The sequence below is a fragment of the Eikenella corrodens genome (assembly GCF_003990355.1).
GTDB lineage: Bacteria > Pseudomonadota > Gammaproteobacteria > Burkholderiales > Neisseriaceae > Eikenella > Eikenella corrodens_B.
Window position 1 is genome coordinate 1,712,644 of sequence record NZ_CP034670.1, and the last position, 26,742, is coordinate 1,739,385.

General features: G+C 56.2%; 20 protein-coding genes. 14 read left to right on the forward strand and 6 right to left on the reverse strand.

Going from position 1 to position 26,742, the window contains the following annotated elements; translation table 11 throughout:
• On the forward strand, positions 1–441 hold the full coding sequence (locus tag ELB75_RS08660; protein WP_126983580.1) for a hypothetical protein: 441 nt from the start codon (positions 1–3) through the stop codon (positions 439–441).
• Positions 442–531: 90 nt separating this feature from the next.
• On the opposite strand, the gene ELB75_RS08665 is transcribed toward ELB75_RS08660, so the two are convergent.
• From ELB75_RS08665 to ELB75_RS08680, 4 genes are all read right to left on the reverse strand, one after another.
• Entirely contained in the window at positions 532–888 is a 357-nt protein-coding gene (locus ELB75_RS08665) for a barstar family protein (RefSeq protein WP_126983581.1), read from the reverse strand.
• A 72-nt stretch (positions 889–960) separates the two neighbouring features.
• Complete coding sequence (locus ELB75_RS08670; protein WP_206501443.1) at positions 961–1,539, reverse strand: hypothetical protein; 579 nt, start codon at positions 1,537–1,539, stop codon at positions 961–963.
• A 114-nt stretch (positions 1,540–1,653) separates the two neighbouring features.
• Entirely contained in the window at positions 1,654–3,033 is a 1,380-nt protein-coding gene (gene radA / locus ELB75_RS08675) for a DNA repair protein RadA (RefSeq protein ID WP_064083873.1), read from the reverse strand.
• 69 nt (positions 3,034–3,102) lie between these two features.
• A complete protein-coding gene (locus ELB75_RS08680) occupies positions 3,103–3,714 on the reverse strand; it encodes a class I SAM-dependent methyltransferase (protein ID WP_126983583.1) in 612 nt (203 codons plus the stop codon).
• A gap of 339 nt (positions 3,715–4,053) precedes the next feature.
• Between ELB75_RS08680 and ELB75_RS08685 the strand changes: the two genes are divergently transcribed.
• The 12 genes from ELB75_RS08685 to ELB75_RS08740 all read left to right on the forward strand — a co-directional run bounded on the left by ELB75_RS08685 (position 4,054) and on the right by ELB75_RS08740 (position 21,375).
• Complete coding sequence (locus tag ELB75_RS08685) at positions 4,054–5,277, forward strand: aspartate kinase (RefSeq protein ID WP_126983584.1); 1,224 nt, start codon at positions 4,054–4,056, stop codon at positions 5,275–5,277.
• Between the two features lie 103 nt (positions 5,278–5,380).
• Positions 5,381–5,596, forward strand: a complete 216-nt coding sequence (locus tag ELB75_RS08690) for a hypothetical protein (protein ID WP_003823211.1) — start codon at positions 5,381–5,383, stop codon at positions 5,594–5,596.
• Positions 5,597–6,091: 495 nt separating this feature from the next.
• Positions 6,092–6,571 (forward strand): FKBP-type peptidyl-prolyl cis-trans isomerase, encoded by a 480-nt coding sequence (locus tag ELB75_RS08695; protein WP_126983585.1) that lies wholly within the window; start codon positions 6,092–6,094, stop codon positions 6,569–6,571.
• Positions 6,572–7,124: 553 nt separating this feature from the next.
• Positions 7,125–11,885, forward strand: coding sequence for an NAD-glutamate dehydrogenase (locus ELB75_RS08700; RefSeq protein ID WP_126983586.1), 4,761 nt, complete (start codon positions 7,125–7,127; stop codon positions 11,883–11,885).
• 11 nt (positions 11,886–11,896) lie between these two features.
• Positions 11,897–12,598, forward strand: a complete 702-nt coding sequence (tsaB, locus tag ELB75_RS08705) for a tRNA (adenosine(37)-N6)-threonylcarbamoyltransferase complex dimerization subunit type 1 TsaB (RefSeq protein WP_126983587.1) — start codon at positions 11,897–11,899, stop codon at positions 12,596–12,598.
• Positions 12,595–13,038: a ribosomal protein S18-alanine N-acetyltransferase gene (gene rimI / locus ELB75_RS08710; RefSeq protein ID WP_126983588.1), complete on the forward strand. Its 444-nt coding sequence runs from the start codon at positions 12,595–12,597 to the stop codon at positions 13,036–13,038. Before tsaB ends, rimI begins: the two co-directional genes overlap by 4 nt.
• On the forward strand, positions 13,032–14,030 hold the full coding sequence (locus ELB75_RS13275; RefSeq protein WP_164726863.1) for a uracil-DNA glycosylase: 999 nt from the start codon (positions 13,032–13,034) through the stop codon (positions 14,028–14,030). The genes rimI and ELB75_RS13275 overlap by 7 nt, the downstream gene beginning before the upstream one ends.
• A gap of 195 nt (positions 14,031–14,225) precedes the next feature.
• Positions 14,226–14,984: a TatD family hydrolase gene (locus ELB75_RS08720; protein WP_126983589.1), complete on the forward strand. Its 759-nt coding sequence runs from the start codon at positions 14,226–14,228 to the stop codon at positions 14,982–14,984.
• Between the two features lie 471 nt (positions 14,985–15,455).
• Positions 15,456–17,735: a class 1a ribonucleoside-diphosphate reductase subunit alpha gene (nrdA, locus tag ELB75_RS08725; protein WP_126983590.1), complete on the forward strand. Its 2,280-nt coding sequence runs from the start codon at positions 15,456–15,458 to the stop codon at positions 17,733–17,735.
• 112 nt (positions 17,736–17,847) lie between these two features.
• Entirely contained in the window at positions 17,848–19,059 is a 1,212-nt protein-coding gene (locus ELB75_RS08730; protein ID WP_126983591.1) for a nuclease-related domain-containing protein, read from the forward strand.
• A 93-nt stretch (positions 19,060–19,152) separates the two neighbouring features.
• Entirely contained in the window at positions 19,153–20,286 is a 1,134-nt protein-coding gene (gene nrdB, locus ELB75_RS08735; protein ID WP_126984263.1) for a class Ia ribonucleoside-diphosphate reductase subunit beta, read from the forward strand.
• Between the two features lie 213 nt (positions 20,287–20,499).
• Entirely contained in the window at positions 20,500–21,375 is an 876-nt protein-coding gene (locus ELB75_RS08740) for an RnfABCDGE type electron transport complex subunit B (protein WP_126984265.1), read from the forward strand.
• A gap of 644 nt (positions 21,376–22,019) precedes the next feature.
• Here the strand turns inward: ELB75_RS08740 and ELB75_RS08745 are convergent.
• On the reverse strand, positions 22,020–23,726 hold the full coding sequence (locus ELB75_RS08745) for an ABC transporter ATP-binding protein/permease (protein WP_126984266.1): 1,707 nt from the start codon (positions 23,724–23,726) through the stop codon (positions 22,020–22,022).
• 123 nt (positions 23,727–23,849) lie between these two features.
• Here ELB75_RS08745 and ELB75_RS08750 point away from each other — a divergent pair, with 123 nt between their 5' ends.
• Complete coding sequence (locus tag ELB75_RS08750; protein ID WP_049258466.1) at positions 23,850–24,095, forward strand: CsbD family protein; 246 nt, start codon at positions 23,850–23,852, stop codon at positions 24,093–24,095.
• A 99-nt stretch (positions 24,096–24,194) separates the two neighbouring features.
• Here the strand turns inward: ELB75_RS08750 and ELB75_RS08755 are convergent, their stop codons facing one another.
• A complete protein-coding gene (locus ELB75_RS08755) occupies positions 24,195–26,420 on the reverse strand; it encodes a TonB-dependent siderophore receptor (RefSeq protein WP_126983592.1) in 2,226 nt (741 codons plus the stop codon).
• Positions 26,421–26,742: the final 322 nt, after the last annotated feature.

Below are 26,742 nucleotides of genomic sequence, written 5' to 3' on the forward strand. Positions count from 1 at the left end.
ATGAAGTATACCACCCTGCTTGCAATCGCCGCCTTATCCCTATCCGCCTGCGCAGGGAAACCGGCCGTTTCGAAACAACCGGCCGTTTATCCATTTCGGGTTGTTCTTTTGCAGTCTGTGCCGCACACCGACACCAATATGCGGCGGGTTGCTTTTGCACCTACTGCAATCAATCCAAACGGCGGACCGTATATGCCCGCCATAGCCTTTGAAGGCAATGGGAATTTCCCTTTGGAAAGCGACTGGGACGGAAGCTTCAAACCGTATGAATCCCAAACCATACATTCGCCTTCAGACAAAGTGCGCCTGAATCTGCATGTTGTCTATAAAGAAAAACCCTATATTCAAAGCTGCGATGTGGCATTCACCGCCAATACCATGACCAGCATAAAAGTGGTGTTTGACGCTGCTGACAAACTGCGCTGCGAGATGGTTAAATAATACCCGGCTATCTGAAAGAAAAGGGCTACCTGAACTTTTTCAGGTAGCCTTTGGCAAGGCGGGTGTCTAATTCGGGAATCCGACCTATGGCTACTCTATTAAATTTATTAAAATCGTCGGGATTTTGCTCCTTGCATGTCTTGTATTAATCCGTTCTATTGCAAATAAAAATTTATACCTCAAATCATCTGAAATTCTGAATAGGTTCTTAATATTCAATAAAATACATTCATCTTTATTTAGAGAGTAACGAATCATTGGTTCTATATCCTCACCTTCATATATCCTTAAATCTGACAGACAATCTATAAAAGCTGCTAAATTCTTACCATAAAAATCAGGAAAACCAAAAATATCAGCCATCTTCTTATGAAAATTATCATATTCATTATTTAAGTTCTCGGAATATATCTCTAAGAAATCTATATCTACGCTAACAAATTTCATTATTCCCACCCCCTAAATTTATTCCAACAAATAAGTACCGTAGGTTGTATTCAAGAATTCAAATTGTGATTGCTATAATGCACCAACAAATAAGAAAGAATAAAAATTCTCCATATTAATATTTAATTCAGTATTCTTAAGAAATTCTTCGATTTCCATTAAATAATCTTCATCTTCATTGATATAGTAATTTTCATCAAATTTACCATTAATTGAATTTTTATCAATATATTTAACAGATAACAAAAGGGTATAAAACAATGCTGAAATAAAATCCGAGAGCGAGTCGGCTATCTCAAATTTTTCGTTTGAGCCAGAGGTCATTGCAAATACCATTCCGGTATCATTATTAACAAAAATAGGTTGGTCATCTTGTTCTAATAAATATAGATATTTTCCTTCATTGTTATCTAACCAACCGTGAGTGTTTCTTGCCTCATCCATTGATTTTGAAAAAGATAAATTAAACGGGTTTCCAATACCAATACAATTACGAGATGATTGAATGGCGGAGAAAAAATTTTCAATCTGAGTTTTCTCTCCGCCTAGTAAATCTTCATGGAATATCAAAAAACCCACATCAAATTCACGCCTTCCCTTTGAAGCATAAACAGATGCAAAATTTTTAAGAGATTCTTTTATGTTGGACATTTTGATTTTCTCCACTTTTATTCATTAAACATGGCTTTTATGCCAATAAGCAAGTGCCTACCCTACCTGCCCAAGAATTTTCAGGTAGCCCTTTCCCCAAAAGCAGCCTGCACCCTACTCCGCCAAATCCCTGCACAGCCGCACCGCTTCGTCCAGCCGTTCCACACCGAAGATTTCCAGGCCGGGGAATTCTTTTTTGCTGCGCGGCAGGTTGGCTTTGGGCACGATGGCGCGTTTGAAACCGAGTTTTTCCGCTTCTTTCAGCCGCTCCTGCCCGCGTGCCACGGGGCGCACTTCGCCGCTTAATCCCACTTCGCCGAAGGCCACCATTTTTTCCGGCAGCGGCTTGTTGCGGAAGCTGGACACCATCGCCAGAATCACCGCCAAATCCGCTGCCGGCTCGCTGATTTTTACGCCGCCCACGGCGTTGATGAACACGTCTTGGTCGAAGCAGGCGATGCCGGCGTGGCGGTTGAGCACGGCCAGCAGCATGGCGAGGCGGTTTTGTTCCAAGCCGACGGTGAGCCGTTTGGGCGTGAAGCCGTGCGCGTCGTCCACCAGTGCTTGGATTTCCACCAGCAGCGGGCGGCTGCCTTCCTGCGTCACCAGCACGCACGAGCCGGCCACGTCGTCGCGGTAGCTGGCGAGGAAGATGGCGGAGGGGTTGGACACGCCTTTGAGGCCGTTTTCCAGCATGGCGAACACGCCCAGCTCGTTGGCCGCGCCGAAGCGGTTTTTGATGGCGCGAATCATGCGGTAGTTGGAATGCTGGTCGCCTTCGAAATACAGCACGGTATCCACCATGTGTTCGAGCACGCGCGGGCCGGCAATCGCGCCGTCTTTGGTGACGTGGCCGACAAAAATCATGGCGATGCCCATCTGCTTGGCCATGCGCGTGAACTGGGCGGCGCACTCGCGCACCTGCGACACGGAGCCGGGCGCGGAGGTAATCTGGTCGGAATACATGGTTTGAATCGAGTCGATGACCACCACGGCGGGCTGGTGCTGTTTCAAAGCAGCCTGCACCGCTTCCAAACGGATTTCCGCCAGCAGATGCACGCCGTCCGCATCCAGCCCCAGCCGCTGCGCGCGCAGGGCGACCTGTTGTGCTGATTCCTCGCCCGACACATACAGCACTTTGCGTTTTTTCGCCATCAGGGCAACGGTTTGCAGCAACAGCGTGGATTTGCCGATGCCAGGGTCGCCGCCCAACAAAATCACCGCGCCGTCCACCAGCCCGCCGCCGAGCACGCGGTCGAGTTCGCCCATGCCGGTGGGCTCGCGCGGCACTTCGGCGGCGGTAACTTTGGAGAGTTCCTGCACTTGCGTAGTGTCCGCCGCCCACGATTGGAAGCGGGCATTCTTCGGCTCGGGCGCGGCGATGCCTTCCTGCAAGGTGTTCCACTCGCCGCAGTGCGGACATTTGCCCTGCCACTTGGGCACGGTGCCGCCGCATTCGGTGCAGGTGTAGAGGGTTTTGGGGGCTTTGGCCATAGTATTGTTTTCCTTGTATCTTTTATTTTCAGATAGCCTTTTGGGTGTTGGATAAGGCTACCTGAAAGCTCAGCGGGTTTCTGCCAAGCTCAAATCTGTTTTGCCGAAATTCAAAGTGTAGTTGCGCTCGTTGCCGAATTGTTGCACGGGAGTGAAGCCGTATTGCTCGAGCAATTGGATAAGCTCGGCGCGGCTGAGTTTATCCGCATCTCCGGCGGCTTCGGAAATGGACAGCAGCCCGTCCGGGGTGAGCAGGCGGTGGAATTCGGCGAGGTAGGCCGCTTGGTCGGCCACTTCGCCTAAAACGGTTACCAGCACGATACGGTGAAACGAAGCGCTGGCAAAGGGGAAGCTGCTGCCGCTGCACAGGTGGTATTCGGCATTGGGAATATGGCGTTTTTCCAGCCGCTGCCGCGCTTTGGCCAGCATTTCAGGCTGAATATCGGCCAACACCAAGCTGCCCTGCGGCACGGATCGGGCGAGTGCGGGGCTGAAATAGCCCGGCCCGCAGCCCACTTCGAGAATGCGCTGTTGCGGCTGCAACTCCAGCCTGCTCACCAGCTCAGCGGGGGAAAGCGCCCAGTTGCGCAGGGGATGAGCAGGGTAAAGGCGAGCTGGTGGGGGGAAGAGCGCGCCTTTGGCGGTAAGGCCGTGCCAGATGGTTTTGAGGGTGCGGAGCATGGTGTTTTTTCAGGTAGCCTGGATGTGGATTAGGGCTACCTGAAAATTAGGGTCAGACAATTTGTTTTCAGGTAGCCTTTGCGTATTCGGCCAGGCGGATTGTAGCAAACCCTTTGCGTGGCGGTTGGCTCGATTAAGGGAAAGCGCTGCCACGAAATGCTGTCGTACCCCTGTGTGATGGCACAACGGCGGCGAATGAGGCTTGTTTTTTTATGCCGAACTGGCAATAATGCCGCTCTGCCCGATATATCGGCAAACTGTCCACTTCCCAATTTTCGGCCAATCCGTTGCCATGTGCGGTACGGATTGGCTTCAAAAGTAAAGAGAGTATTCAAACAAATGGCTTTATTGGTACAGAAATACGGCGGGACTTCGGTGGGAAGCCCCGAGCGCATTAAGAATGTGGCCAAACGCATCGCCCGCGCCCGCGCCGGAGGGCACGACGTGGTGGTGGTGGTGTCCGCCATGAGCGGCGAAACCAACCGCCTGGTGGCGTTGGCGCACGAAATCCGGGAGTTTCCCGACCCGCGCGAAATGGACGTTGTGCTCGCCACCGGCGAGCAGGTAACCATCGGCCTTCTGGCCATGGCGCTGCAGGACATCGGCGTGCCTGCCAAGAGCTACACCGGCTGGCAGGTGCCCGTGCAAACCGACAACGCCCACACCAAAGCCCGCATCGAATGCATCGACGATGCCAAAATGCGTGCCGATTTGGCGGCGGGCAAAGTGGTGATTGTGGCCGGTTTCCAAGGCGTGGACGCCGATGGCAACATCACCACGCTGGGGCGCGGCGGCTCCGATACTTCCGCCGTGGCGCTGGCCGCCGCACTCAAGGCGGACGAATGCCAAATCTACACCGACGTGGACGGCGTTTACACCACCGACCCGCGCGTGGTGCCCGAAGCGCGGCGCATGAACACCGTATCGTTTGAAGAAATGCTCGAACTGGCGAGCTTGGGCAGCAAAGTGCTGCAAATCCGCTCGGTGGAATTCGCCGGCAAATACAAAGTGCGCCTGCGCGTATTGAGCAGCCTCACCGATGGCGGCGAAGGCACCCTGATTACTTACGAGGAAGACCCCAACATGGAAAAAGCCATTGTATCCGGTATCGCATTCGACAAAAACCAAGCCCGCATCAACGTGCGCGGCGTGCCCGACAAACCCGGCATCGCCTACCAGATTTTGGGCGCGGTGGCCGACGCCAACATCGATGTGGACATGATTATCCAAAATGCCGGCGAAGAAGGCACCACCGATTTCTCCTTCACCGTATCGCGCGGCGACTACCGCCACACGCTTGATTTGCTGCAAAGCGTGCAGGAAAGCATCGGCGCGGCCGATATTCACGGCGACGATACCGTATGCAAAGTATCCATCGTCGGCATCGGCATGCGCTCGCACATCAACGTGGCCGCCACCATGTTCCGCACCCTGGCCGAGGAAAACATCAATATCCAGCTGATTTCCACTTCCGAAATCAAAATTTCCGTGCTGATCGATGAAAAATACCTCGAGCTCGCCACCCGCGTGCTGCACAAAGCCTTCGGCCTCGACCGACCGTAATAAACGCCCTGCCCCGCGGCCTCTACGGCGTGGGGCATTTTTTTACCTTGCACAACCAAATTCTCATTTTCAGGTAGCCTCAATCCACACAGGAACAACCCGTATGATGAAAAACCGCAACTTCGGCAACATCACCGACCTGCTCGACGAGAAAAACATCAGCCCGGCCAAACGCCGCCGCATCCTCGCCACCGCCGCCGCGCTGGATTTAATCGACACCGCGCTTAACAATTCCGGCAGCCAACACAAGCTCGAAGAAGAAATGGCGCGCCTGCCGCAATACACCGCCGCCATCGAAGCCTTATTGAAGATCGATTAAAAAGTTTTCACTGCCCCATACCATTTTCAGGTAGCCTCTCCCAGAAAGGCTACCTGAAAACACAATTTGAATATGCCAAGAGTTAAGCCAACATTGCTATAGCAGCCTTTTATCGGGCTGCCCCAGCCCGCATTCCAAGTAAAAAACTTTATCTTTTTGTAAACCAAGCATATTCACGAACCGCTCTATCCCTGCTGCCCAAAAGGCTACCTGAAAGCCGCCCAGCCCTTCCCACGCACTGCCTTCCAGCCTACTAAAAATCAACAAAACCTAAAACAAATCAACAGAAAACAACAAACTCCAAACCAAACCACAACCCGCCACACCCAGGCCGCATCCGCCATTTCGCCTCATCGCCACACTACTGTGCATACAAACAAATAGGGTGTCGGCAAATTTCCCCTATCCCAGCCCAAGCCGCCGCCGCATTGCCTAAACCTGCCGATGCGGTAAAATAATGCCTTCCCAACCGTTCCCAAGCAGGAAAGACTTGCCATGAACATCGAAAAAGACACCGTAGTAACCCTGCATTATGAAATGTTTGATGCCAACAACCAGCTGATCGACAAAACAGAAGAGCCCATCGCCTATCTGCACGGCGGCTACGACGGCATTTTTCCGCTGGTGGAAGAAGCGCTGCACGGCAAAGCCGTGGGCGAAGAAGTAGACGTAACCCTTTCTCCCGACGACGCATTCGGCGAACAAGACCCGGAATTGGTGCGCATCGAGCCGCTCAATGTTTTCCCCGTGGAAGTGGAAGTGGGCATGATGTTTGAAGCCGACGACCCCGAAACCGGCGACACCCTGGTTTACCGCGTAACCGACATCGCCGACGGCAAAGCCGTGGTAGACGGCAACCATCCGCTGGCCGACATGAAGCTGCGCTTCAAAGGCAAAGTGGCCGAAATCCGCCCCGCCACCGCCGAAGAAATCGCTCACGGCCATGTCCACGGCGCACATGGCCATCACCACTAATTCCCATCTTCGCCCAATCAGGCGGGTTGCCACAAAGGCAGCCCGCCTGCTTTCTTTTCAAACTGCTGCAAACTTTGGTTTGGCAAAAACCCGCTCTCCTGCGGTAACTACGCTTTAGCTTCGCAGAAACTTCTTTGAAGCAGCGCTTTCAGGTAGCCTTCTGTTCCATATATTGTCACACAATAATCACAACCTATTCTTTAAACAGCAAATAGCAAGATATGCTCCCACGATGGATTATCATGTCTCCCTAACTTACCACCCTGCATCCAAGAATATTGTTTCCGCCATAGCAGCCTATAAATAAAGTATTTCAGCCATTACCTTACCTGCCTCTAAGGCTACCTGAAACCTCTCTGCCACATCCTACCGCCACCGCCCCTCCCCACCCTACCTCAAATCACATATTTCGCGTATCATTAGCCAGTCTTAATTTTCATTATGACGGGTTAAAACCGGCAAAGAACAACGCGGCAAAACTGCATTGCTCGGGTTTCGTTGCTCGGGTTGCAATCCGCCATACCAACCCAAGAAGCTCAAGAGGAGCCCCAGCATGAACCTGCCGCCTCCCGTTTTGCGCCTGCAAGACAGTGCCCGCCAACAGAATTTTGCAGAAGATTTCCTCCCCTTCCTTGCCGGCTATTATCGCCAGGCCGACTTTGCCGACCTGGCCTGCTATAGCGACACCGAACTCTTATCTGCCGCCGATTCGCACCGCAAGCTTGCCCAAGAGCCCCGTGCCGCCGGCAAGGCCGTGGTGCGCGTTTCGCCCATCGGTGGCAGCGTGCTGCACACGCTGGTGGAAATTGTGGCCGACCAGCTCCCCTTCTTGCTCGACTCCCTGTTGATGCTGCTCAACCGCGAGCAGCGTGTGCCTTTGGCCGTGTTGCACAGCGCATGGCAGGTCAAACGCAATGCAGACGGCAAAGCTGCTGCCCTCGAAGAAGCCGCCAAAGAAAGCAGCGCGCAAGAAACCTTGGTGGCCGTGTATCTGGAAGGCGGCGAGGCCGCACAAGACCAAAAACTGGCTGAGCAAATCCGCAGCCTCTTGGCCGAATTGGGCACGGTTGTAGAAAGTGAACACAAACTACGCGGTCAGCTTTTGCTGGTTAACCAGATGATTCTGAACGAAGGCCGCAGCCAAGATGCAGAAATCGTCTCCTTCCTCAGCTGGCTGGCCGACCGCCATTTCCTCCTGATGGGCTTCTGCGAATACGATTTGGTCAACCATTCCGGCAGCCCGCGCCTGCAGGCCAAAGCCAACACCGCGCAAGGCATCCTTGCCGGTAACAGCAATCAGATTGCCGATGATTTTGCCGCCCTCTCCGATGCCGACAAAAAACAATGGCTGCACCACGACCGCCTGCTGCTCAACCGCTCGCCGCAGCGCAGCCGCATCCACCGCCCGGCCTATCTCAACCAAGTCAGCATCCAAAAACTCAACGCCAACGGCCAAGTTATCGGCCAATGGTGCTTCATCGGCCTCTACACCGCCGCCGCCTACACCGACAGCATCTGGAACATCCCCATGCTGCGCGGCAAAGCCGAGCATGTGCTGAAACACTGCGGTTTTGCCGACGGCAGCCACGAAGAACACAACCTGCGCCACCTGCTGCAAACCTACCCGCGCGACGAGCTGTTTGAATCTAGCAACGAAGAGCTGGCCGAAGCCGCTACCGGCCTGCTTGCACTGGGCCATCGCCCGCGCGTGCGCCTGTTTGCCCGCAGCGACGTGTTCAAACGCTACGTTTCCGTGCTGTGCTATCTGCCCAAAGAACAATTCGGCAGCGAACTGTGCCAACGCATTGCAGGCTACCTGAAAACCACCCTGGCCGCCGAAAGCTGCGAATACGCCGTGCAGCTGACCGACGACAACCCGCTCGCCTGCATCCAATTCCTGTGCCTTACCGATGCCGGCAAACTGCCTGCCTTTACCCGCAGCGAGTTGGAGCAACACATTGCCGGCCTGGCAACCAATGCCGAAGCCGCACCACAACCCAAAGCCGAACAGAAAAAACAGTCTGAAGCCAAACCCAAAGCCAAGGCCAAATCTGCCTCTGCCGCCCACGAAGACGACGCCGCCTTCTCCGCCGCCTACCGCGAAGCCTTCAGCCCCGATCAGGCGGTTACCGATCTCAAACACGCCGAACTCCTCAACAACGACCACAAGTTGGTTACCGTCTTCTCCGAGCAGGAAAACCCGGCCGCGCCCTACGCGCTGCGCCTCTACACCCCGCAAATCAGCCCGCCGCTGTCACAAACCCTGCCCATTATCGGGAACATGGGGTTCGACGTGCATACCGCCGTACCCTATACCCTGCACACCGAAAACAGCGCCGTCGGCCTGAACCACTTCTCTCTCAAACCCAATGTGGCTGTCTACGCTCAAGCCGATGGCTGCGATGCCTTGGGAAGCGAACTGCCCGCGCTGTTTGCCGAAGTATGGGCAGGCCGTGTGGAAAACGACCGCTTCAACGCCCTCGTGCTCTCCGCCGGCATCACCTGGCGCAACAGCGTTCTGCTACGTGCACTGGCCAAATATTTGAAACAAGCTACCCTGCCGTTCTCCCAAGAGTGCATCGAGCAAACCCTCATCCGCCACGGCGCCATCGCCACCAAGCTGGCGGAGCTGTTTGCCGCCCGTCTGCATCCTGAAGAAGCCGATGAAAACCGTGCCCTGATGATTAACAGCGAGCTCACCGGCCTCTTGGCCGACGTGCCCTCGCTGGACGAAGAGCGCATCATCAATGCCTTCCGCTCCGTGATTTTGGCCGTGTGCCGCACCAACTTCTGGCAAACCGATAAAGAAGGCGGCCTGAAATCCGAAATCAGCCTGAAAATCAAATCCAAAGACATCCCCTTCCTACCCAAGCCGCTCCCGCTGTTTGAAATTTGGGTGTACAGCCTGCGCGTAGAAGGCACCCACCTGCGCGGCAGCAAAGTGGCACGCGGCGGCCTGCGCTGGTCCGACCGTTTCGACGACTTCCGTACCGAAGTGCTGGGCTTGGTAAAAGCGCAGATGGTGAAAAACGCCGTAATCGTGCCCGGCGGCTCCAAAGGCGGTTTCGTGTGCAAACAACTGCCCGATGCCGCTACCGACCGTGAAGGCTACCTGAAAGAAGGCATTACCTGCTATAAGATCTTCATCAACGCCCTGCTCGACCTCACCGACAACCGCACCGCCGAAGGCATCGAACCGCCGCAGCAAGTGCACCGCCGCGATGGTGACGACCCCTATTTGGTCGTGGCTGCCGACAAAGGCACCGCCTCCTTCTCCGACACCGCCAACGCCCTCTCCGCCGAACACGGCTTCTGGCTGGACGACGCTTTCGCCTCCGGCGGCAGCGCCGGCTACGACCACAAAGGCATGGGCATCACTGCGCGGGGTGCGTGGGAATCGGTAAAACGCCATTTCCGCCATTTGGGTAAAGACATCCAAAACGAAGACTTTACCGTAGTCGGCATCGGCGACATGGGCGGCGACGTATTCGGCAACGGCATGCTGCTGTCCGAACACATCCTGCTCAAAGCCGCCTTCAACCACCGCCACATCTTCATCGATCCGAACCCCAGCGCCGCCAAGAGCTTTGAAGAGCGCAAACGTCTGTTCCAAAGCGGCGGCGGTTGGGAAAAATACAGCCGTGCGCAGATTTCGCAGGGCGGCGGCGTGTATGAACGCAGCGCCAAGTCCATCGAGATTACGCCCGAAGTGAAAGCCTGGCTTGGTATCGAAGCCGACAGCCTCACCCCCAACGAGCTCATCCGCGAGCTGCTCAAAGCCGACGTAGAACTGATCTACAACGGCGGTATCGGCACCTACATCAAAGCCGCTGCCGAAAGCCATGCCGACGTGCGCGACAAAGCCAACGACGAAGTGCGCGTGAACGGCGGTGAAATGCGTGCCAAAGTGTTGGGCGAAGGCGGCAACCTCGGCGCCACCCAGCTGGGCCGCATCGAATTCTGGCAAAACGGCGGCCGCTGCTGCACCGACGCCATCGACAACTCCGCCGGCGTAGACTGCTCCGACCACGAAGTAAACATCAAAATCCTGCTCGGCGAAGCCGTGCGTGCCGAACGCCTGACGCTGGAAGAGCGCGATGAGCTGCTCCGGGACATGACCGGCAAAGTGGCGCAATTGGTGTTGCAAGACAACTATCTGCAAACCCAAGCCCTCTCCGTTGCCCAGCTCAACCCGGCAGGCTACCTGAAAACCGCTGCCGCGCTCATCCGCTATCTGGAAGAAAACGCCGGCCTCGACCGCGCTGTGGAATTCCTGCCGGACGAAGCCGAAATCAAACGCCGCGCCGAGGCCGGGGAAGGCCTGAGCAACCCGGAAATTGCAGTATTGCTGTCCTACAGCAAAATGCACTGCCAAGACAACCTCTTGGGCAGCGACCTCCCCGACGATCCCAACTTCCTGCCCGCGCTTATCCGCTATTTCCCCGCCCCGCTCCAGCAGCAATACGGCAGCGAAATGCAGCAGCACTACCTGCGGCGCGAAATCATCGCCAACCAGCTGGCCAACCGCGTCATCAACCGCATGGGTATGCACTTCATCCAGCGTTGCAGCGAAGAAAACCAAGCTTCCGTGGCCGATGTGGTGCGCGCCTACTGGGTGGCCGACATCCTGCTCGACGGTGAAGCCCGTTTCCAAGCCGTGCAGGCGCTCGACAACCGCCTGCCTGCCGAAGCACAAATGCGCCTGTGTGCCGACATTGCCGACCTTATCGGCCATGTAGCCGGCCAGCTGCTGCGCAGCAAACGCCCCTTCGACAACATCGGCAGCCTCATCAGCCACTATCGCGCTCCTACTACTGAGTTCATGCAGCAACTGCCGGAGCGCATCCAGGCCGAAGAGCACCCCAGCATCGCCGAACGCGAAGCCTGGCTCGGCAGCTACAACGTGCTCAGCCAGCAGGATGTGGCCATGCTCGCACGCCTGCCCTTTGCCGCCAATGTGTTGGCCGTGGTGGATTTGGCCGCCAAAATCGACAAACCCATCGCCACCGTGGCCAAGGCCTACTTCATGCTCTCCGAAAAACTGAACATGAGCTGGATTTACCGCGCCATCGCCAAGCTGCCGAGCGACAACCAATGGCAGTCGCAAGCCGGTTTGGCCATGTATGAAGACGCCACCAACATCCATTTGGAATTCACGCGCGACTTCCTACAAGCCGGCAGCAACAGCCGTGCCGCCGCCAAAATCGCCGCAGCCCGCAGCCAGATTGCCGACATGCAGCACTACGAACCGGCCGACTTGTCTATGCTCTCCGCGCTGGTACGCAACCTGTCCAAAATCGTGGCAGCAGACTGAAGCTGCATAGCATGAGTCACACCGTTTCCGCCGAACAGCCGCTGCTCGCCATCGACACCTCCACCCAGTGGTTGTCGTTGGCGCTGCGGCGCAACGGCCACACCCGCCTGTTCCATCAGGAAACCGGCAACCGGCAGTCCGAACTCATTCTGCCGCAGATTGCCACCCTGCTGGACGAAGCCGGGCTGGCGGTGCGCGAACTGACCGCCATCGCCTATGCCCAAGGCCCGGGCGCATTTACCGGCCTGCGCATCGGCGCCGGTGTGGCACAAGGCCTGGCCGTGCCGTTCGGCATCCCGCTCATTCCCGTGCCCTGCCTCGATGCAGTCGCTTCGCTCTGCCCCGTCCAGGCTGCCGTGCTGGCGGCCACCGATGCGCGCATGGGCGAAGTGTTCTATGCCTGGTTTAACACCCAAACCCAACAACGCTTGAGCGATTACCAAGTGGGCAAAGCCGACGAAATCAGGCTACCTGAAAACCTTTCAGGTAGCCTCAACCCTAGCAGCATCAGCGGCATCGGCAACGCTTTTGCCCTATCCGAACCCCCGCCCTTCCCCGGCCGACCCGATATGCCCACCGCCGAGCACTACTTGGCGCTGGCCGCCTCCGGCCGCTACCCCGACGTTTCCGCCGCCGAGGCCGAACTGCTCTACGTGCGCAACAAAGTCGCCCTCACTGCCGCCGAACAGGCCGCGCGCAAAGGAGCGGCATGATCATCCGCCTCGCCCGCCCGGGCGACAGCGCCGCCTTGGCCGCGCTCGATGCGCAATGCAACCCTTCCCCTTGGTCGGAAAAGCAATTCGCCGCCTGTATCGGCCATGCCAACGAAACCGTACTCTTGGCCGAACAAGGCCGCGAGCTGGCCGGGCTCATCGTGTGGCAAACCATCCTCGACGAAGCCGAGCTGCACCTCATCGACACCGCCCCCGCCTACCGCCGCCAAGGCGTGGCCAGCCTGCTGCTCGGCCACCTGTTCAAACAGGCCGATGCCAAAAACATCCGCCGCATCTTCCTCGAAGTGCGCAACAACAACCGCGCCGCCATCGCCCTGTATCAACAACACGGCTTCATCCCCTGCGGCAGCCGCCCCGGCTACTATCCCCGCCCCGACGGCAGCCGCGAAGACGCCCTGCTGATGGAGAAACCATGCTGAGCAGCCGCTACCCCCGCCTGCACGAAGCCCTCGGCCTCGGCCCCATGTGGCTCAAACGCAGCGCCCGCATTGCCGAACCAACCCTGCCCGCCCGCAGCCAGCCCGAATCCCCCGCCAGGCTACCTGAAAGCGGACGCAGCGAACTTTGCCCAAGCGGGCACAACGAACTTCAAGCAAGCCCGACTCACCCCACCGCCCCCGCAGCCCAACCCAGGCTACCTGAAAATAATCAAAGCAAACTTCGGCAAACCGCAGCCGGCGGGCTTCAGCAACATCCAAACCACACCCTTGCGCCAAACCAACCAGCCTCCCGCACCGCACAGCCTCCGCAAGGCCACCGCGCCGACGTGTTGGCTGCCATAGCCGCTCCGCAGCCATTCCAGCCCGCTCCTGCTCAAACCGACAACGAAAGCGACCCGCTCGCCGCCGTGCAACGTCTGTGGGCGGCATTGCCCCACACCGCCTTCGCCAGCCCCGAGGAATTGCAACAGCAAGCCGCCGCCTGTGCCGCCTGCTCCCTGCACAGCCAACGCAAACAAGCCCTCAGCGGCTACGGCGCCATGCCCGCCCGCCTCATGGTCATCAGCCTCAACCCCGCCCCCAGCGACGACGAAGCCGGCCGACTCATCAGCGGCCGGCACGGCCGATTGCTCGACAATATGTTCGCCGCCATCGGCCTGCCGCCCGAACAAGTCTTCCGCACCGCCTGGCTGCGCTGCACGCCGCGCATCGCCCTCAAAACCACCCCCGAAGAACAAGTGCGCTGCGCCGCCTTTATCCGCCAAGAATTCGCCTGGGCGCAGCCGCAAGCCGTCCTCCTGCTCGGCAACAGCTTCTACGATCCCGCCCGCCGTTGGCTGCTCGAACAGCTCATCGGCCACACCCCCGCCTTCACCGTCCCCCACCCCGCCATCCTCCTACGCCAGCCCGAACTCAAAGCCCAAGCCTGGCACACCCTCAAACAGCTCAAAGCTGCCTTAGCCAAAACCTGAGCAAGCCGCACAATATAGTGGATTAACAAAAACCAGGACAAGGCGGCGAGCCGCAGACAGTACACACGTTACGGCAAGGCGAGACAACGCCGTACTGGTTTAAAGTTAATCCACTATAATTCACTATATTTTTCAGGTAGCCTCCCATCCCGCAAACTGCGCCATACCACCCCATCAACTTCCCATTGCTCCGCCATGCTTACCGACACCCACTGCCATCTTGCCGACTCCGCGCTTGCCTGCCGGCTACCTGAAATCACTGCCGCCGCCCAGGCCGCAGGGGTGCGGCGTTTTATGGTGCCGTCGGTTACCGAAGCGGATTTCGATGCCGTCTGCCGGCTGCACGCCCCGCACAAATATTATGGCGCGCTTGGCCTGCACCCGTGGTTTGCCGAAAGCTTCCAACCCGGTTTAATCAGCCGCATCGCCGAGCGCCTGCAAGCGCAGCCGGGGCTGCTGGTGGGCGAAATCGGGCTGGATTACTACGGCGATCGCAAGCATACCCGCGCCGCACAAACCACCGCCCTGCTCGCCCAGCTCGACTTGGCACAGCAATTCGGCCGCCCCGTGCTGCTGCACCATGTGCGCGCCGCAGCCGATGTGGTTGCCGCGCTCAAGCACAGCGGTTTCCGCAGCGGCGGCATTGCCCATGCGTTTTCAGGTAGCCTCGAAGAAGCCCGCGCCTTTATCCGTTGCGGCCTGCTTATCGGCATCGGCACGCTGGTGCTTAACCCGAATGCCCGCAAAGTGCGCACCGCCGCCGCAGAGCTGCCGCTGGAGCACTTGGTGCTGGAAACCGACAGCCAGTTTATGCCGATAGCCGGTATGGGAGAAAACACGCCCGCCAATGTGCGGCAGGTGGCAGAAACCGTGGCGGCCTTGCGCGGCATCAGTATGCGGGAAGTAGCTGCAGCCACCGAGCAAAACGTGGATAGGCTGCTGTCTTTCCCTTAAGTTGATGCGGTAGTGTCTCAGGCAGCCACGCTGGAAAGTTTATTTGAACAATTGGTCGGAAACAGCCAATGGCTATACTAAGCAAACAACGCTGTGTCCCATTGTTGAAAACAGCGTTGTTTGCCTGATTGCCCAAGATCAGCCAATGAAAAGGCTACCTGAAATTGGCACCGTGCCTATCACGAGACAAAATTTCAGGTAGCCTCATCCATATATGGCAACCACCTCATCACCTTTTTTCAGGTAGCCTCCCCACTCTGTTGCACTCATCACTCAAGCAATCACTCTACCGACTTCAATAAAATTATTTTTGCTTGGTGTAAGTGATTGGTTTAGAAATCCATACACCGCCCGGCCACAAAGCCTTACATTTTGCCATCTTTTTTTTGCCATCGAAATACATTATATTGTGCGGGTTCCACTCGCCAAACACATTATCTTGTGTTGCTTACTCAAAATCAGGATGGGAAAATGAACGATACCGTTAATCTCAAAGTGACCAAGCGCAACGGCCGTTTGGAGCCGATCAACCTCGATAAAATCCACCGCGTCGTTACCTGGGCAGCACAAGGCCTCGACAACGTATCCGTATCGCAAGTCGAGCTCAAATCCCATATCCAATTCTACAACGGCATCCGTACCGACGATATCCACGAAACCATCATCAAGGCCGCTGCCGACCTGATTTCCGAAGACACGCCCGACTACCAATACCTGGCCGCCCGCCTTGCCATTTTCCACCTGCGCAAAATCGCCTATGGCGAGTTTGAGCCGCCGCACCTGTTCGACCACGTCAGCAAGCTGACCGCCGAAGGCAAATACGACCGCCACATCCTCGAAGACTACAGCCGCGAAGAGTTTAACGAAATCAACGGCTATATCGACCACGCCCGCGATATGACCTTCTCCTATGCCGCCGTGAAGCAGCTGGAAGGCAAATATCTGGTGCAAAACCGCGTCACCCGCCAGATCTACGAAACCCCGCAGTTCCTCTACATCTTGGTGGCCATGTGCCTGTTTGCCAAATATCCCAAAGCCACCCGCTTGGATTACGTCAAACGCTTCTATGACGCGGTTTCCCTGTTCAAAATCTCGCTGCCCACCCCCATCATGAGCGGCGTGCGCACCCCCACGCGCCAATTCTCCAGCTGCGTGCTGATCGAGTGCGACGACAGCTTGGACTCTATCAACGCCACCACCAGCGCGATTGTGAAATACGTTTCCCAACGTGCCGGCATCGGCATCAACGCCGGCCGCATCCGCGGCCTGGGCAGCGAAATCCGTGGCGGCGAAGCCCAGCACACCGGCTGCATTCCGTTTTTCAAAATGTTCCAAGCCGCGGTTAAATCCTGCTCGCAAGGCGGCGTGCGCGGCGGTGCGGCCACCCTGTTCTATCCGCTGTGGCACATCGAAGTGGAAAGCCTCTTGGTATTGAAAAACAACCGCGGTGTGGAAGATAACCGCGTGCGCCAGCTCGACTACGGCGTACAAATCAACCGTCTGCTCTACACCCGCCTGATCAAAGGCGGCAACATCACCCTGTTCTCGCCCAACGAAGTGTCCGGCCTATATGATGCCTTCTTCGCCGACCAAGACGAATTCGAGCGCCTGTATGTGCAATACGAGCAAGACCCGGCCATCCGCAAACGCGTAGTGCCCGCCACCGAACTGTTCTCCACCCTGATGCAGGAACGCGCCGGCACCGGCCGCATCTACATCCACAACGTAGACCACAGCAATACCCACAGCCCGTTCGACCCCGCCGTGGCTCCGGTGCGCCAGTCCAACCTGTGCCTGGAAATCGCCCTGCCCACCAAGCCGTTAAACGATATTAACGACGAAAACGGCGAAATCGCCCTCTGCACCCTGTCCGCCTTCAACCTAGGCGCCTTGGAAAACCTGGACGAGCTGGAAAACCTTTCCGACCTCGCCGTGCGCGCGCTCGATGCCCTGCTCGACTACCAAGACTACCCCATCCCCGCCGCCCGCAAAGCCACCATGAACCGCCGCACCCTCGGCATCGGCGTAATTAACTACGCCTATTACCTGGCCAAACACGGCGTGCGCTACAGCAATGATTCCGCCCTCGCCCTCACCCACCGCACCTTCGAAGCCATGCAATACTACCTGCTCAAAGCTTCCGTGCAGCTGGCCAAAGAATACGGCGCCTGCCCCTTGTTCGGCCAAACCATGTACGCCAAAGGCGTACTGCCCGTCGACACCTACAAAAAAGACCTCGACAGCATCTGCAGCGAGCCCCTGCACTACGATTGGGAAGAGCTGCGCGCCGAAATCGTCCAACACGGCCTGCGCAACTCCACCCTCACCGCACTCATGCCCAGCGAAACCAGCTCACAAATCGCCAACGCCACCAACGGCATCGAGCCTCCGCGCGGCCTGGTAACGGTAAAAGCTTCCAAAGACGGCATCCTCAAACAAGTCGTGCCCGAATTCGAGCGCCTGAAAAACCAATACGAAACCCTGTGGCAGATGGGCGGCAACGACGGCTACCTGAAATTGGTCGGCATCATGCAAAAATTTGTCGATCAGGCCATTTCCACCAACACCAGCTACGACCCCAAACGCTTCGACGGCGGCCGCGTGCCCATGAAGCAGATGCTCAAAGACCTGCTTACCGCCTACAAATTCGGCCTGAAAACCCTCTACTACCACCACACCAGAGATGGGGCGGACGATACGCAGAGCGATATTCAGGACGACGGCTGCGCCGGCGGAGCTTGTAAGATTTAGCTTGTGATAGCAAGGCTACCTGAAAAAGAAGTTTATTTTTCAGGTAGCCTATTCCTCTTTGTTGATTGCAGCCCAACAGGCTACCTGAAAACCCTTTTTCCGCATCCACATCATGCTGATTAAATCTGCCGACGATAAAAGCAGTAAGCTGAAACTGCTCGAGGCCATAGATAAACTGCCGCTCAACAAACAACAGCGCGAACAGTTAACCGATAAATTATGGAAGCTGCGCACCAGTATCAACGGCGAGAAAGATGCTGCCTTTTACATCGACAACTACCTAAAAGACAGCGAATACTATGTAATCATCCATGACTTACGGATAGAAATCGACGGAGAAGTTGCGCAAATAGATCACCTATTGATCAACCGCGTTTTTGCCATCTTGTTGGAAACCAAAAACTTCAATGGCAACCTCACTATCAACAAATTCGGCGAATTCACGGTTCAATACCCCAGCGGTAAGAAAAAGGGAATCCCATCCCCCATCGAACAAAGCAAACGGCACGAACGAATCCTATTGAAACTGTTCGACCGTATCGGCGTGAAAATGAAAACCGGCCGGCCTTTGGAAGTACACCATGCCGTCCTTGTGTCACCGCAGTCCATTATCCAACGGCCAGATAGCAAAGATTTTGATACTTCCTGCGTCATTAAAGCCGATGCTATCCGGCAATGGCACGAACAATTCGGCGAAAATAGAGTAGGCGTCGGCTTCGTTCTCAACCATATGTTTGATGCCCTGTTAATCAACAACGAAACTATTCACGAATGGGGGCGGCGCATTGCGGCAGAACACAAGCCGGAAGGGCTACTGGAATACCTGCCCAACTCCATCAAGCCCTTATTGACAAACTGCCATACCTGCGGGCAGGCCATCAGCGAAAATGAAGCATTGCTATGTCTGCATAACCATGAACGCTTCAACGGCAAAATATACTGTCGCGAGCACCAGCAGGCAGTCTTACAACAAAAAGCACCCCCTGCCAGCCCCAAATCCGAAACCGAACCCGTACATGATGAGTACTGCGAACACCCGGGCTGCCATGAAAAACTCAGCCAGGCAGTCATTCAATATTGCCAAAAACACAGCAGCCGTTTCAGCGGCAAACTGTATTGCCGCAAGCATCAGCAAAGTAATACAGCCGACAAAACAAGTAACGCCCAAACCGAGCAGAAAGCAACAGACCAAATCCATTGTAACCACCCAGGCTGCGATAAGAAGCTTACCCCGGCAGTGGTTCAGTATTGCCAAAAATATTCCAAACGTTTTCACGGCAAATTGTATTGCATGGAACACCAACATGCCAAAAACTGTACCTAACCCGCTATATTATTTTCAGGTAGCCTGAAGCCCTATATCCTTCACCAATCACATTGCAAAAGAGATCCCGCCATGTCCTGCGAACACCTAGTCATGTCCTACAGCACCTTCAGCAAGGAAAAAAACGATGCCCTCAAAGAACCGATGTTTTTCGGCCAGCCCGTCAACGTCGCCCGCTACGACCAGCAGAAATACGAAGTATTTGAAAAACTAATTGAAAAACAGCTTTCCTTCTTCTGGCGGCCGGAAGAGATCGACGTATCGCGCGACCGCATCGACTACGCCAACCTGCCCGACCACGAAAAACACATCTTCATCAGCAACCTCAAATACCAAACCCTGCTCGATTCCATCCAAGGCCGCAGCCCCAACGTTGCCCTGCTGCCCTTGGTGTCCATTCCCGAGCTCGAAACCTGGATTGAAACCTGGAGCTTCAGCGAAACCATCCACTCGCGCAGCTATACCCATATTATCCGCAATATCGTGAATGATCCCTCGGTTGTGTTCGATGACATCGTGCAGAACAAATACATCATCGCCCGCGCCGAAGACATCGCCTGCTATTACGATGATTTAATCGAATACACCCAGTATTACAACTTGCTGGGCGAAGGGTCGCACAATGTCGGCGGCAAGCTCGTTACTGTGTCTTTGCGCGAGTTGAAGAAAAAACTCTATCTCTGCCTGATGTGCGTCAACGTGTTGGAAGCCATCCGTTTCTACGTTTCATTCGCCTGCTCGTTCGCCTTTGCCGAGCGCGAGTTGATGGAAGGCAACGCCAAAATCATCAAACTGATTGCCCGCGACGAAGCCCTGCATCTGACCAGTACCCAGCATATGCTCAACCTGATGCGCGCCGGTGCCGACGATCCTGAAATGGCGGAAATCGCCGTCGAGCTGGAAAACGACTGCTTCGAGCTCTTCAAAAAAGCCGCCGAGCAAGAAAAAGAGTGGGCGGAATACCTCTTCAAAGACGGCAGCATGATCGGCCTGAACAAAGACATCCTGTGCCAATATGTGGAATACATCACCAACCACCGCATGATGGCCGTCGGCCTGAACGCCGCCTTCCCCGCCGCCACGCAAAACCCCATCCCCTGGATCAATGCCTGGCTTTCTTCCGACAACGTTCAGGTAGCCCCGCAGGAAGTGGAAATCTCCTCCTACCTCATCGGCCAAATCGACGCCGAAGTCAGCGCCGACGACTTGGGTGACTTCGAACTGTAATCTCACCCCAAATCCAGCCAAAAGGCTACCTGAAAATCGCCCAACTGATTTTCAGGTAGCCTTTGAGCTTGAAACCACGTGTTAAAATAAAGCAGGTTAACGTTCGATACCCAGCAGCCAGCCACAACCAATTCACGCACAGCAAAACAAACCAACTGTTTGCAGAAATTACCCCGCAATCAATCCATAACCAAATCCAACTGCCACACCGCCATGCCCACCGCCAGCCAAATCGAAGCCCTCCTGCCGCAAACCCAATGCCGCCAATGCGGCTACGACGGCTGCGCCCACTATGCCCAAGCCATCGCCCAAGGCCAAGCCCCCATCAACCTCTGCCCGCCCGGCGGCGACATCGTGCTGCACGAACTTGCCGAGCTGCTGCATACCCCGCCGCTACCCCTGGCCCAGCCCGAAAAAGCCGCCGTAAAAGCCCTGGCCTACATCGACGAAGCCGCCTGCATCGGCTGTACCGCCTGCATCAAAGCCTGCCCCGTCGATGCCATCCTCGGCGCATCCAAACTCATGCACACCGTGCTGGCCGACGAATGCACCGGCTGCGGCCTCTGCCTGCCGCCCTGCCCCGTAGACTGCATTGAAATGCAGCCCGTACCCGATACCATATTGCCCCGCGCCGGCGCCCAAGCCCAACCGGAACAAGCCCGCCGCGCCGCTGCCGCACACGCCAAACAACGCTTCCAACACCGCGAGCAGCGCCAACAGCGTGCTGCTGCCGAACGCCAAGCCCACCTTGCCCAACGAGCCGCCGCTGTGCAAGCAGCCGCCCAAACGTCCCCGCCTGCCCGGGCAACAGACACACCCGCCAAACCAAACCATCCCGCCGCGCCCGCCTTCAACCCCGCCGACCTCATCGCCCGCGCCATGGCCGGCGCCCAGGCACGGCAAAACCAGCGCACCGTGCCCAGCAACCACGACAGCTTCCGCCAACAACAAATCGCCGCCGCCCAACAACAAGCCGCCCACCGCCGCGCCCTGAAACACATCCGCTATGGCAACGAAGCCGAACAAGCCGCCGCCAAAGATTTCCTCAAACAGCAAAAAAATGCTGCCGACACCCCGTCCGAGCCATAAACAACCAAGGCTACCTGAAAACGAAGTTTTCGAAGAAAGCCGAGTTTCTGCGAAACCAGATTTTCAGGTAGCCCCACATAGGCGCAGCCCGAGCACATCCCGCACTGCTGCACTATAGTGGATTAACAAAAATCAGGACAAGGCGGCGAGCCGCAGGCAGTACACACGTTACGGCAAGGCGAGCCAACGCTGTACTGGTTTTTGTTAATTCACTATATTGCTCCGCCCCGCCAACCCACCCCTTACTCGAATCCACCGCATCCACCACCCTCCCCGCCCCAAAGGCTACCTGAAATCTTTCAGCAGCATCGAGAGCCATTCAGAGACCTCTATCTGCCACCTCGTTCATCCAATTTCCATCCAATCAAAAAGGCTACCTGAAAACGAGGTTTTTGAAGAAAGCCGGGTTTCTGCGAAACTGTCGCAAACCAACTTAACTGCCGCTCAACGGCTCCAAGCCGCAAGCAGTCTAAAAATACGACAAGGCAAATCCACGCGGTAGCAAAAGGTAAGTGAATTAACAAAAACCAGTACAGCGTTGGCTCGCCTTGCCGTAACGTGTGTACTGCCTGCGGCTCGCCGCCTTGTCCTGATTTTTGTTAATCCACTATAAATCGGTTTGCGCCAACCTTTCTCCCGCTGACTCAAAGGCCGTTCTCTCCTCTTGTTGCAAACTCCGCCAAATCTACCCTCCGCTCAAACAGCTCCTGAATCCGTGCCTGATGGCTGATACCGATGCATAAGGCATCCGGCAGGGCTTGCCGCAATGTGCGCATCAACTCGGCGGCGGAAGCATCGTCCAACTGATTGGTGGCTTCGTCCAGAAACAATATGCCGGGGTGATGCAGCAAGGCTCGGGCAAGGCTGAGGCGTTGCTGTTCGCCGCCGGAGAGGATGTTGTGCCACTCGTGTTCGGCATCGGGATCGAGCGCGGTCAGGCGCGGCAGGCCGGTTTGCTGCAATACTCGGGCGATGGCGGCGTTGTCGGGCGCGGCGGCATAGGGATAGGCGAGTACGGCGCGCAGGCTGTCGTGCGGCAGATAGGGGCGTTGCGGCAGAAACAGGCTGCGGCCTCGGATGGCGAAACGGCCTTGGTAATACGGCCACAGCCCGGCCAGCGTGCGCAGCAGGGTGGATTTGCCGATGCCGCTCCTGCCTTCGAGCAGCAGCCATTCTGGCGCGCGGGCGGTGAGCGAGAGTTTGTGCAGCAGGGTGCGTTCGCCGCCGGCGGTGTGCAGGGTGAGGCCGCGCACGCTGAGTTCGGCGGCAGTCCTGTTTTCTTCGGATGCATACTGCTTTTGCGGCGCATCGTCCAGCCCGTTTAAGGCTACCTGAAAACCGGCCAGACGTTCCACCACGGATGCCCATTCGATGATGCGTTTGTAGTAGTCCATAAACCAGCCGAAGCCGTCCTGCACGTTGGAAAACGCGCTGCGGGCCTTCATCATGTCGCCGAAGGTGAGGGTATGCGCCAGATACATGGGCAGGGTGGCGATGATGGGGATGAACATGGACAGGCGCAGATAGGCGGCGGAAAAGCCCTCCAAGCGCAGCTCGCGGCCGATGAGTTCGCGCCAGTTGCGGCGCACGGCTTCAAAGCGGCGGTTCAGGCGGATTTGTTCGGCAGCTTCGCCGCGATAGAGGGCGATTTGCTCGGCATGGTCGCGCACGCGCAGGAGGGTGGCGCGGTAGTCGGCTTCGCGGTGCTGGCGTTCCACGTTCAGCGGCTGGAGTTTGCGGCCGATAAGGTGCATGGCGAGCGTGCAGGCCAGCGAGTACACCAGCACAATCCACACCAGATAACCGTGAACCGTGATGGTTTGCCCGAACAGGCGGAAGGTCTGCACGCCGGAGAGCTGCCACAAAATCACCACAAACGTGCCGAGCTTGGTGGCGTTCATGATGAAATATTTGAACAAATCAATACTTTTTTCCGACAGAAGGAAGATGTCTTCGGCAATGCGCTGGTCGGGATTGTCCGGCCCGCCGCCGTGTTGTAGTTGTAGGCGGTAGTGGCGGCTGCGGCCGAGCCATTGCTGCTGGAATTGCTGTGTGAGGTGGCTGCGCCAGCGGAACAGCAGGATTTTGCGCAGCCAGTTGCCGAAGGCGACCAAGGCGGTTACCAGCGTGATATACAGCAGGTATTCGCCCGCCAACGCGGGCATGGCGGCGCTGTCGAAGGCGGCGAGCGCATCGTAAAACGTTTTGTTCCAATCGGTAATCAGCACGCTGACGCGCACGATGGCGAGCGAGCAGCCGATTACGGCGGCCAAAAGCAGCCATTCGCGCCATTGGCTTTTGGCAAACCAAAACAGGGCGGCAAGGCGGAGGAAACGGCGGAGGGTTTTCACGAGGCTACCTGAAAACGGGATGGATAATATTGGATGGTAAAGCAAGGTTAATCGGTTTTACTTGCAAAGCAAAAAAGGTTTATAGTTTCAAATCTTAATAGCACACAACCAAGGAGTATTTTTATGAGCAATTTCGACGATATCGTAGGCAAAGTGAAAAAAGAAGTGGGCGATGCCATCGGCAGCAGCAAACTGCAAGCCGAAGGCCTGATTCAAGAAGGCGTGGGCAAAGCTAAAGAAGCCATTGCCGACGTAGAGAAACAGGCTGCCGATGTGCTGGAAAAAGGCAAAAAATCCGCTGAAGAGCTGATGAGCGAAGCCAAAGGCAAAGCCGAAGGCCTAATCAACGACATCAAAAGCAAGTTCTAACTGGGCAAACGGCACGGCAAACCGCCCTGCCCCACGCCGCCGAACAGAGGCTACCTGAAAATTTTCAGGTAGCCTTTTCTCTTTGCCCGCGCGGCGGGATTACAGCTTCCAATCGAATTTCAGCATGATGTTGCGCGGTTCGATCAGATAGTTGTTGATGCCGTTCTGCCGGGTTTTCTGGTTTTCATACACGCGCCGGTCAGTCAGGTTGCTGCCAATCAGGCTGAGTTTCATGTGGTTGTTGAACTCATACTGCACATTGGCGTTGAACAATGCGTAACCGCCCTGCTTCACGTTGGCCAGGCTGCTGGTATCGCTTTGTGCCGCTATGCCGCCGCCAATAGTCCATTTGTTGGCTGTGCCGGGCAGGCGGTAGCTGGTGTAGAGGCGGAACATATGGCGCGGTGTGTGTTTGCTGAAATTGGTGCCCGCAGGAATCGCGCCGCGGTTCTCGGCATCCAGATATTTGCTGTTGTTCAGCGTGTAGCCTGCAAACAGTTGCCAATCGTCGGTCAGCTTGCCGGAAATTTCCACATCTATCCCGCGGCTGCGCACGCGGCCGACCGGCTCGTTATACCAGCGCGACGTGGCATTGTCGTACACCTGAACACTGCGGTTTTTCTGCAGGATGTTGAACAAGGCCACAGAAGCATTCAGCTTGCCTTGATACCATTCGCCCTTCCAGCCGATTTCGTAGTTGCTGCCCAATACAGGAGGCAGATAGCGTTCGTGGCGGTCTTTGTAGCTGTTCGGTTTGAAGATGCTGGTGTAGCTGGCGTATATGCTGTGATGCGGCGTGATGTCGTAAGTGATGCCGAAATACGGGATAAAACGATGGTGTTTGCGCTCGGTAACGGTATCCGGGTCATTATCCACCGCGCCGCCGGTGTAGTGATAATCCACCACGGATTTGGTGGTCATATTGGTATAGCGCGTGCCGGCCAAAATGTGCAGTTTTTCGGTGGCGTTGAAGCGGGTACCGGCCATCAGGGAATGACTGCGTTCGGTATTGTCGTAGTCCCACAACATCCACGGTGTGCCGGCATACCAATCCGGTTCGGCCACTTCGTTGCCGCGGAAAGAAGACGGGTCGTACGATTGGAGATGGCGAAACTGTCGGCGTTCGCCACCACCGCTCTTGTGGTTATAGGTATAGCCGAAGAACACATCGTGTTCCCGCCCCCACAGGTGGTATTTGCCGTTCAGGTTGGTTTTGATGGTGAACTGTTTCTCGTTGCGGTCGTACCGGCCGAGCCAGCCGGAAGGCAGAACGCCGCCGGGTGTCCAGCCTGCATAAGAAGTATTGCCGCTGTAAATGCCGCCGTTGCGTTTCAAAGAATGGTTGTTGTTGTAATTGAGCGTTCCGGTCAGTTTCCAATCATCGGAAAAATAATGTTCCACTTCGGCAAACAGGTTGATTTTGCGGGCGCGGTTGCGACTCCAGTCATAGCTGAGGAAGGTGTCGCGCGGCAGGCCCGAATCGCTGCCGCCCGTTCCCATCGGAATGCCCCAGTCGTCGGGAATCGATGTGGTGTGCTGATACAGGCCGCCCCATGTGAATTTGGTATTTTCGCCCGCTTGCGCATCCATCACGCCGTATAAAGTGAATGTATTGCCCGCCGCGCTGTCTTTGAAGCTGCCGTCCCTGCCTGCCACGCCCACCACGCGGCCGCGCAGGGTTTTCGCTTCATTCAATGAACCCGAAGCGTCAATCGTGGCGCGTGCCGTGCCGAAGCGGTTAAACATCAAATCGCCTTGAATCTGGGTTTGCGAAGTTGGACGTTTGCGCACGGCATTAACCGTGCCGCCAGGTTCGCCGTTGGCTTGGGTCAGGCCGGTGGCGCCGCGCACCACTTCAATGTGGTCGTACACTGCCAGGTCGGTGGCAGACTGCGCATCATACATCGGGTTCGCCACCGCACCGGGCACAGTGCTGCTGATGCCGTCTTCTTCAATTTGGTCGATATAGAAACCGCGCGATTGGAAGCGTGCCGTGCCGGTATCGCGGATCACATTGATGCCGGTGGTGGTTTTCAGCGCGTCTGCCATATTGGTGATGCCTTGGTCGCTCATCTGCCGTTTGGTAATCACGCTCACCGACTGCGGTGTTTCTTTGGGCGACAGCGAAAGCCCCGTGGTGGTACGCATGGCGGAAGTGGTGTAGCTGTTTCGGTTTTCAGTACGGGTGCTGCGGTTGCGGGCGGTGATTTGGATGCTTTCCAATTCGGCGCTGCCGCCTTCATTTTCGGCAGCATTATCGGCCCATGCGGGTGCGGTAGCAGCCAGCAGGGCGGCGATAAAAGTGGGTTTGAACGGGTGTTGCATGATTTCCCTTTGATAAAAAAAGTAAACATAGATAAATTTTTGAGGCGCGATTATAGTCTTTTACAAGCCAATGCAAATGAATTTGATAATTTTTAACAATAAATAGAGTGTAAATACCACATGCGACGCAAAGAGTTTGATTGTTGGCCGGATACTCCCCTCTTCGCCGTTGCCGGATAACAATGATGCAGCCTCCTGAAGATGTGCTCTTCAAAGCAGCGTATCGGATAAGTTTATTTTTCAGGTAACCTTTGCCGTTTGGCGTTCTTAAGCAGCGGGCTTATAATATCGTTCTTTATTTTACAAGCCGGATGAAAGCGGA

Bases quoted from the DNA above. Each gene is read 5' to 3' on its own strand.
- ELB75_RS08660 (WP_126983580.1), top strand. From the start codon at position 1: ATGAAGTATACCACCCTGCTTGCAATCGCCGCCTTATCCCTATCCGCC.
- ELB75_RS08665 (WP_126983581.1), bottom strand. From the start codon at position 888: ATGAAATTTGTTAGCGTAGATATAGATTTCTTAGAGATATATTCCGAG.
- ELB75_RS08670 (WP_206501443.1), bottom strand. From the start codon at position 1,539: ATGTCCAACATAAAAGAATCTCTTAAAAATTTTGCATCTGTTTATGCT.
- radA (WP_064083873.1), bottom strand. From the start codon at position 3,033: ATGGCCAAAGCCCCCAAAACCCTCTACACCTGCACCGAATGCGGCGGC.
- ELB75_RS08680 (WP_126983583.1), bottom strand. From the start codon at position 3,714: ATGCTCCGCACCCTCAAAACCATCTGGCACGGCCTTACCGCCAAAGGC.
- ELB75_RS08685 (WP_126983584.1), top strand. From the start codon at position 4,054: ATGGCTTTATTGGTACAGAAATACGGCGGGACTTCGGTGGGAAGCCCC.
- ELB75_RS08690 (WP_003823211.1), top strand. From the start codon at position 5,381: ATGATGAAAAACCGCAACTTCGGCAACATCACCGACCTGCTCGACGAG.
- ELB75_RS08695 (WP_126983585.1), top strand. From the start codon at position 6,092: ATGAACATCGAAAAAGACACCGTAGTAACCCTGCATTATGAAATGTTT.
- ELB75_RS08700 (WP_126983586.1), top strand. From the start codon at position 7,125: ATGAACCTGCCGCCTCCCGTTTTGCGCCTGCAAGACAGTGCCCGCCAA.
- tsaB (WP_126983587.1), top strand. From the start codon at position 11,897: ATGAGTCACACCGTTTCCGCCGAACAGCCGCTGCTCGCCATCGACACC.
- rimI (WP_126983588.1), top strand. From the start codon at position 12,595: ATGATCATCCGCCTCGCCCGCCCGGGCGACAGCGCCGCCTTGGCCGCG.
- ELB75_RS13275 (WP_164726863.1), top strand. From the start codon at position 13,032: ATGCTGAGCAGCCGCTACCCCCGCCTGCACGAAGCCCTCGGCCTCGGC.
- ELB75_RS08720 (WP_126983589.1), top strand. From the start codon at position 14,226: ATGCTTACCGACACCCACTGCCATCTTGCCGACTCCGCGCTTGCCTGC.
- nrdA (WP_126983590.1), top strand. From the start codon at position 15,456: ATGAACGATACCGTTAATCTCAAAGTGACCAAGCGCAACGGCCGTTTG.
- ELB75_RS08730 (WP_126983591.1), top strand. From the start codon at position 17,848: ATGCTGATTAAATCTGCCGACGATAAAAGCAGTAAGCTGAAACTGCTC.
- nrdB (WP_126984263.1), top strand. From the start codon at position 19,153: ATGTCCTACAGCACCTTCAGCAAGGAAAAAAACGATGCCCTCAAAGAA.
- ELB75_RS08740 (WP_126984265.1), top strand. From the start codon at position 20,500: ATGCCCACCGCCAGCCAAATCGAAGCCCTCCTGCCGCAAACCCAATGC.
- ELB75_RS08750 (WP_049258466.1), top strand. From the start codon at position 23,850: ATGAGCAATTTCGACGATATCGTAGGCAAAGTGAAAAAAGAAGTGGGC.
- ELB75_RS08755 (WP_126983592.1), bottom strand. From the start codon at position 26,420: ATGCAACACCCGTTCAAACCCACTTTTATCGCCGCCCTGCTGGCTGCT.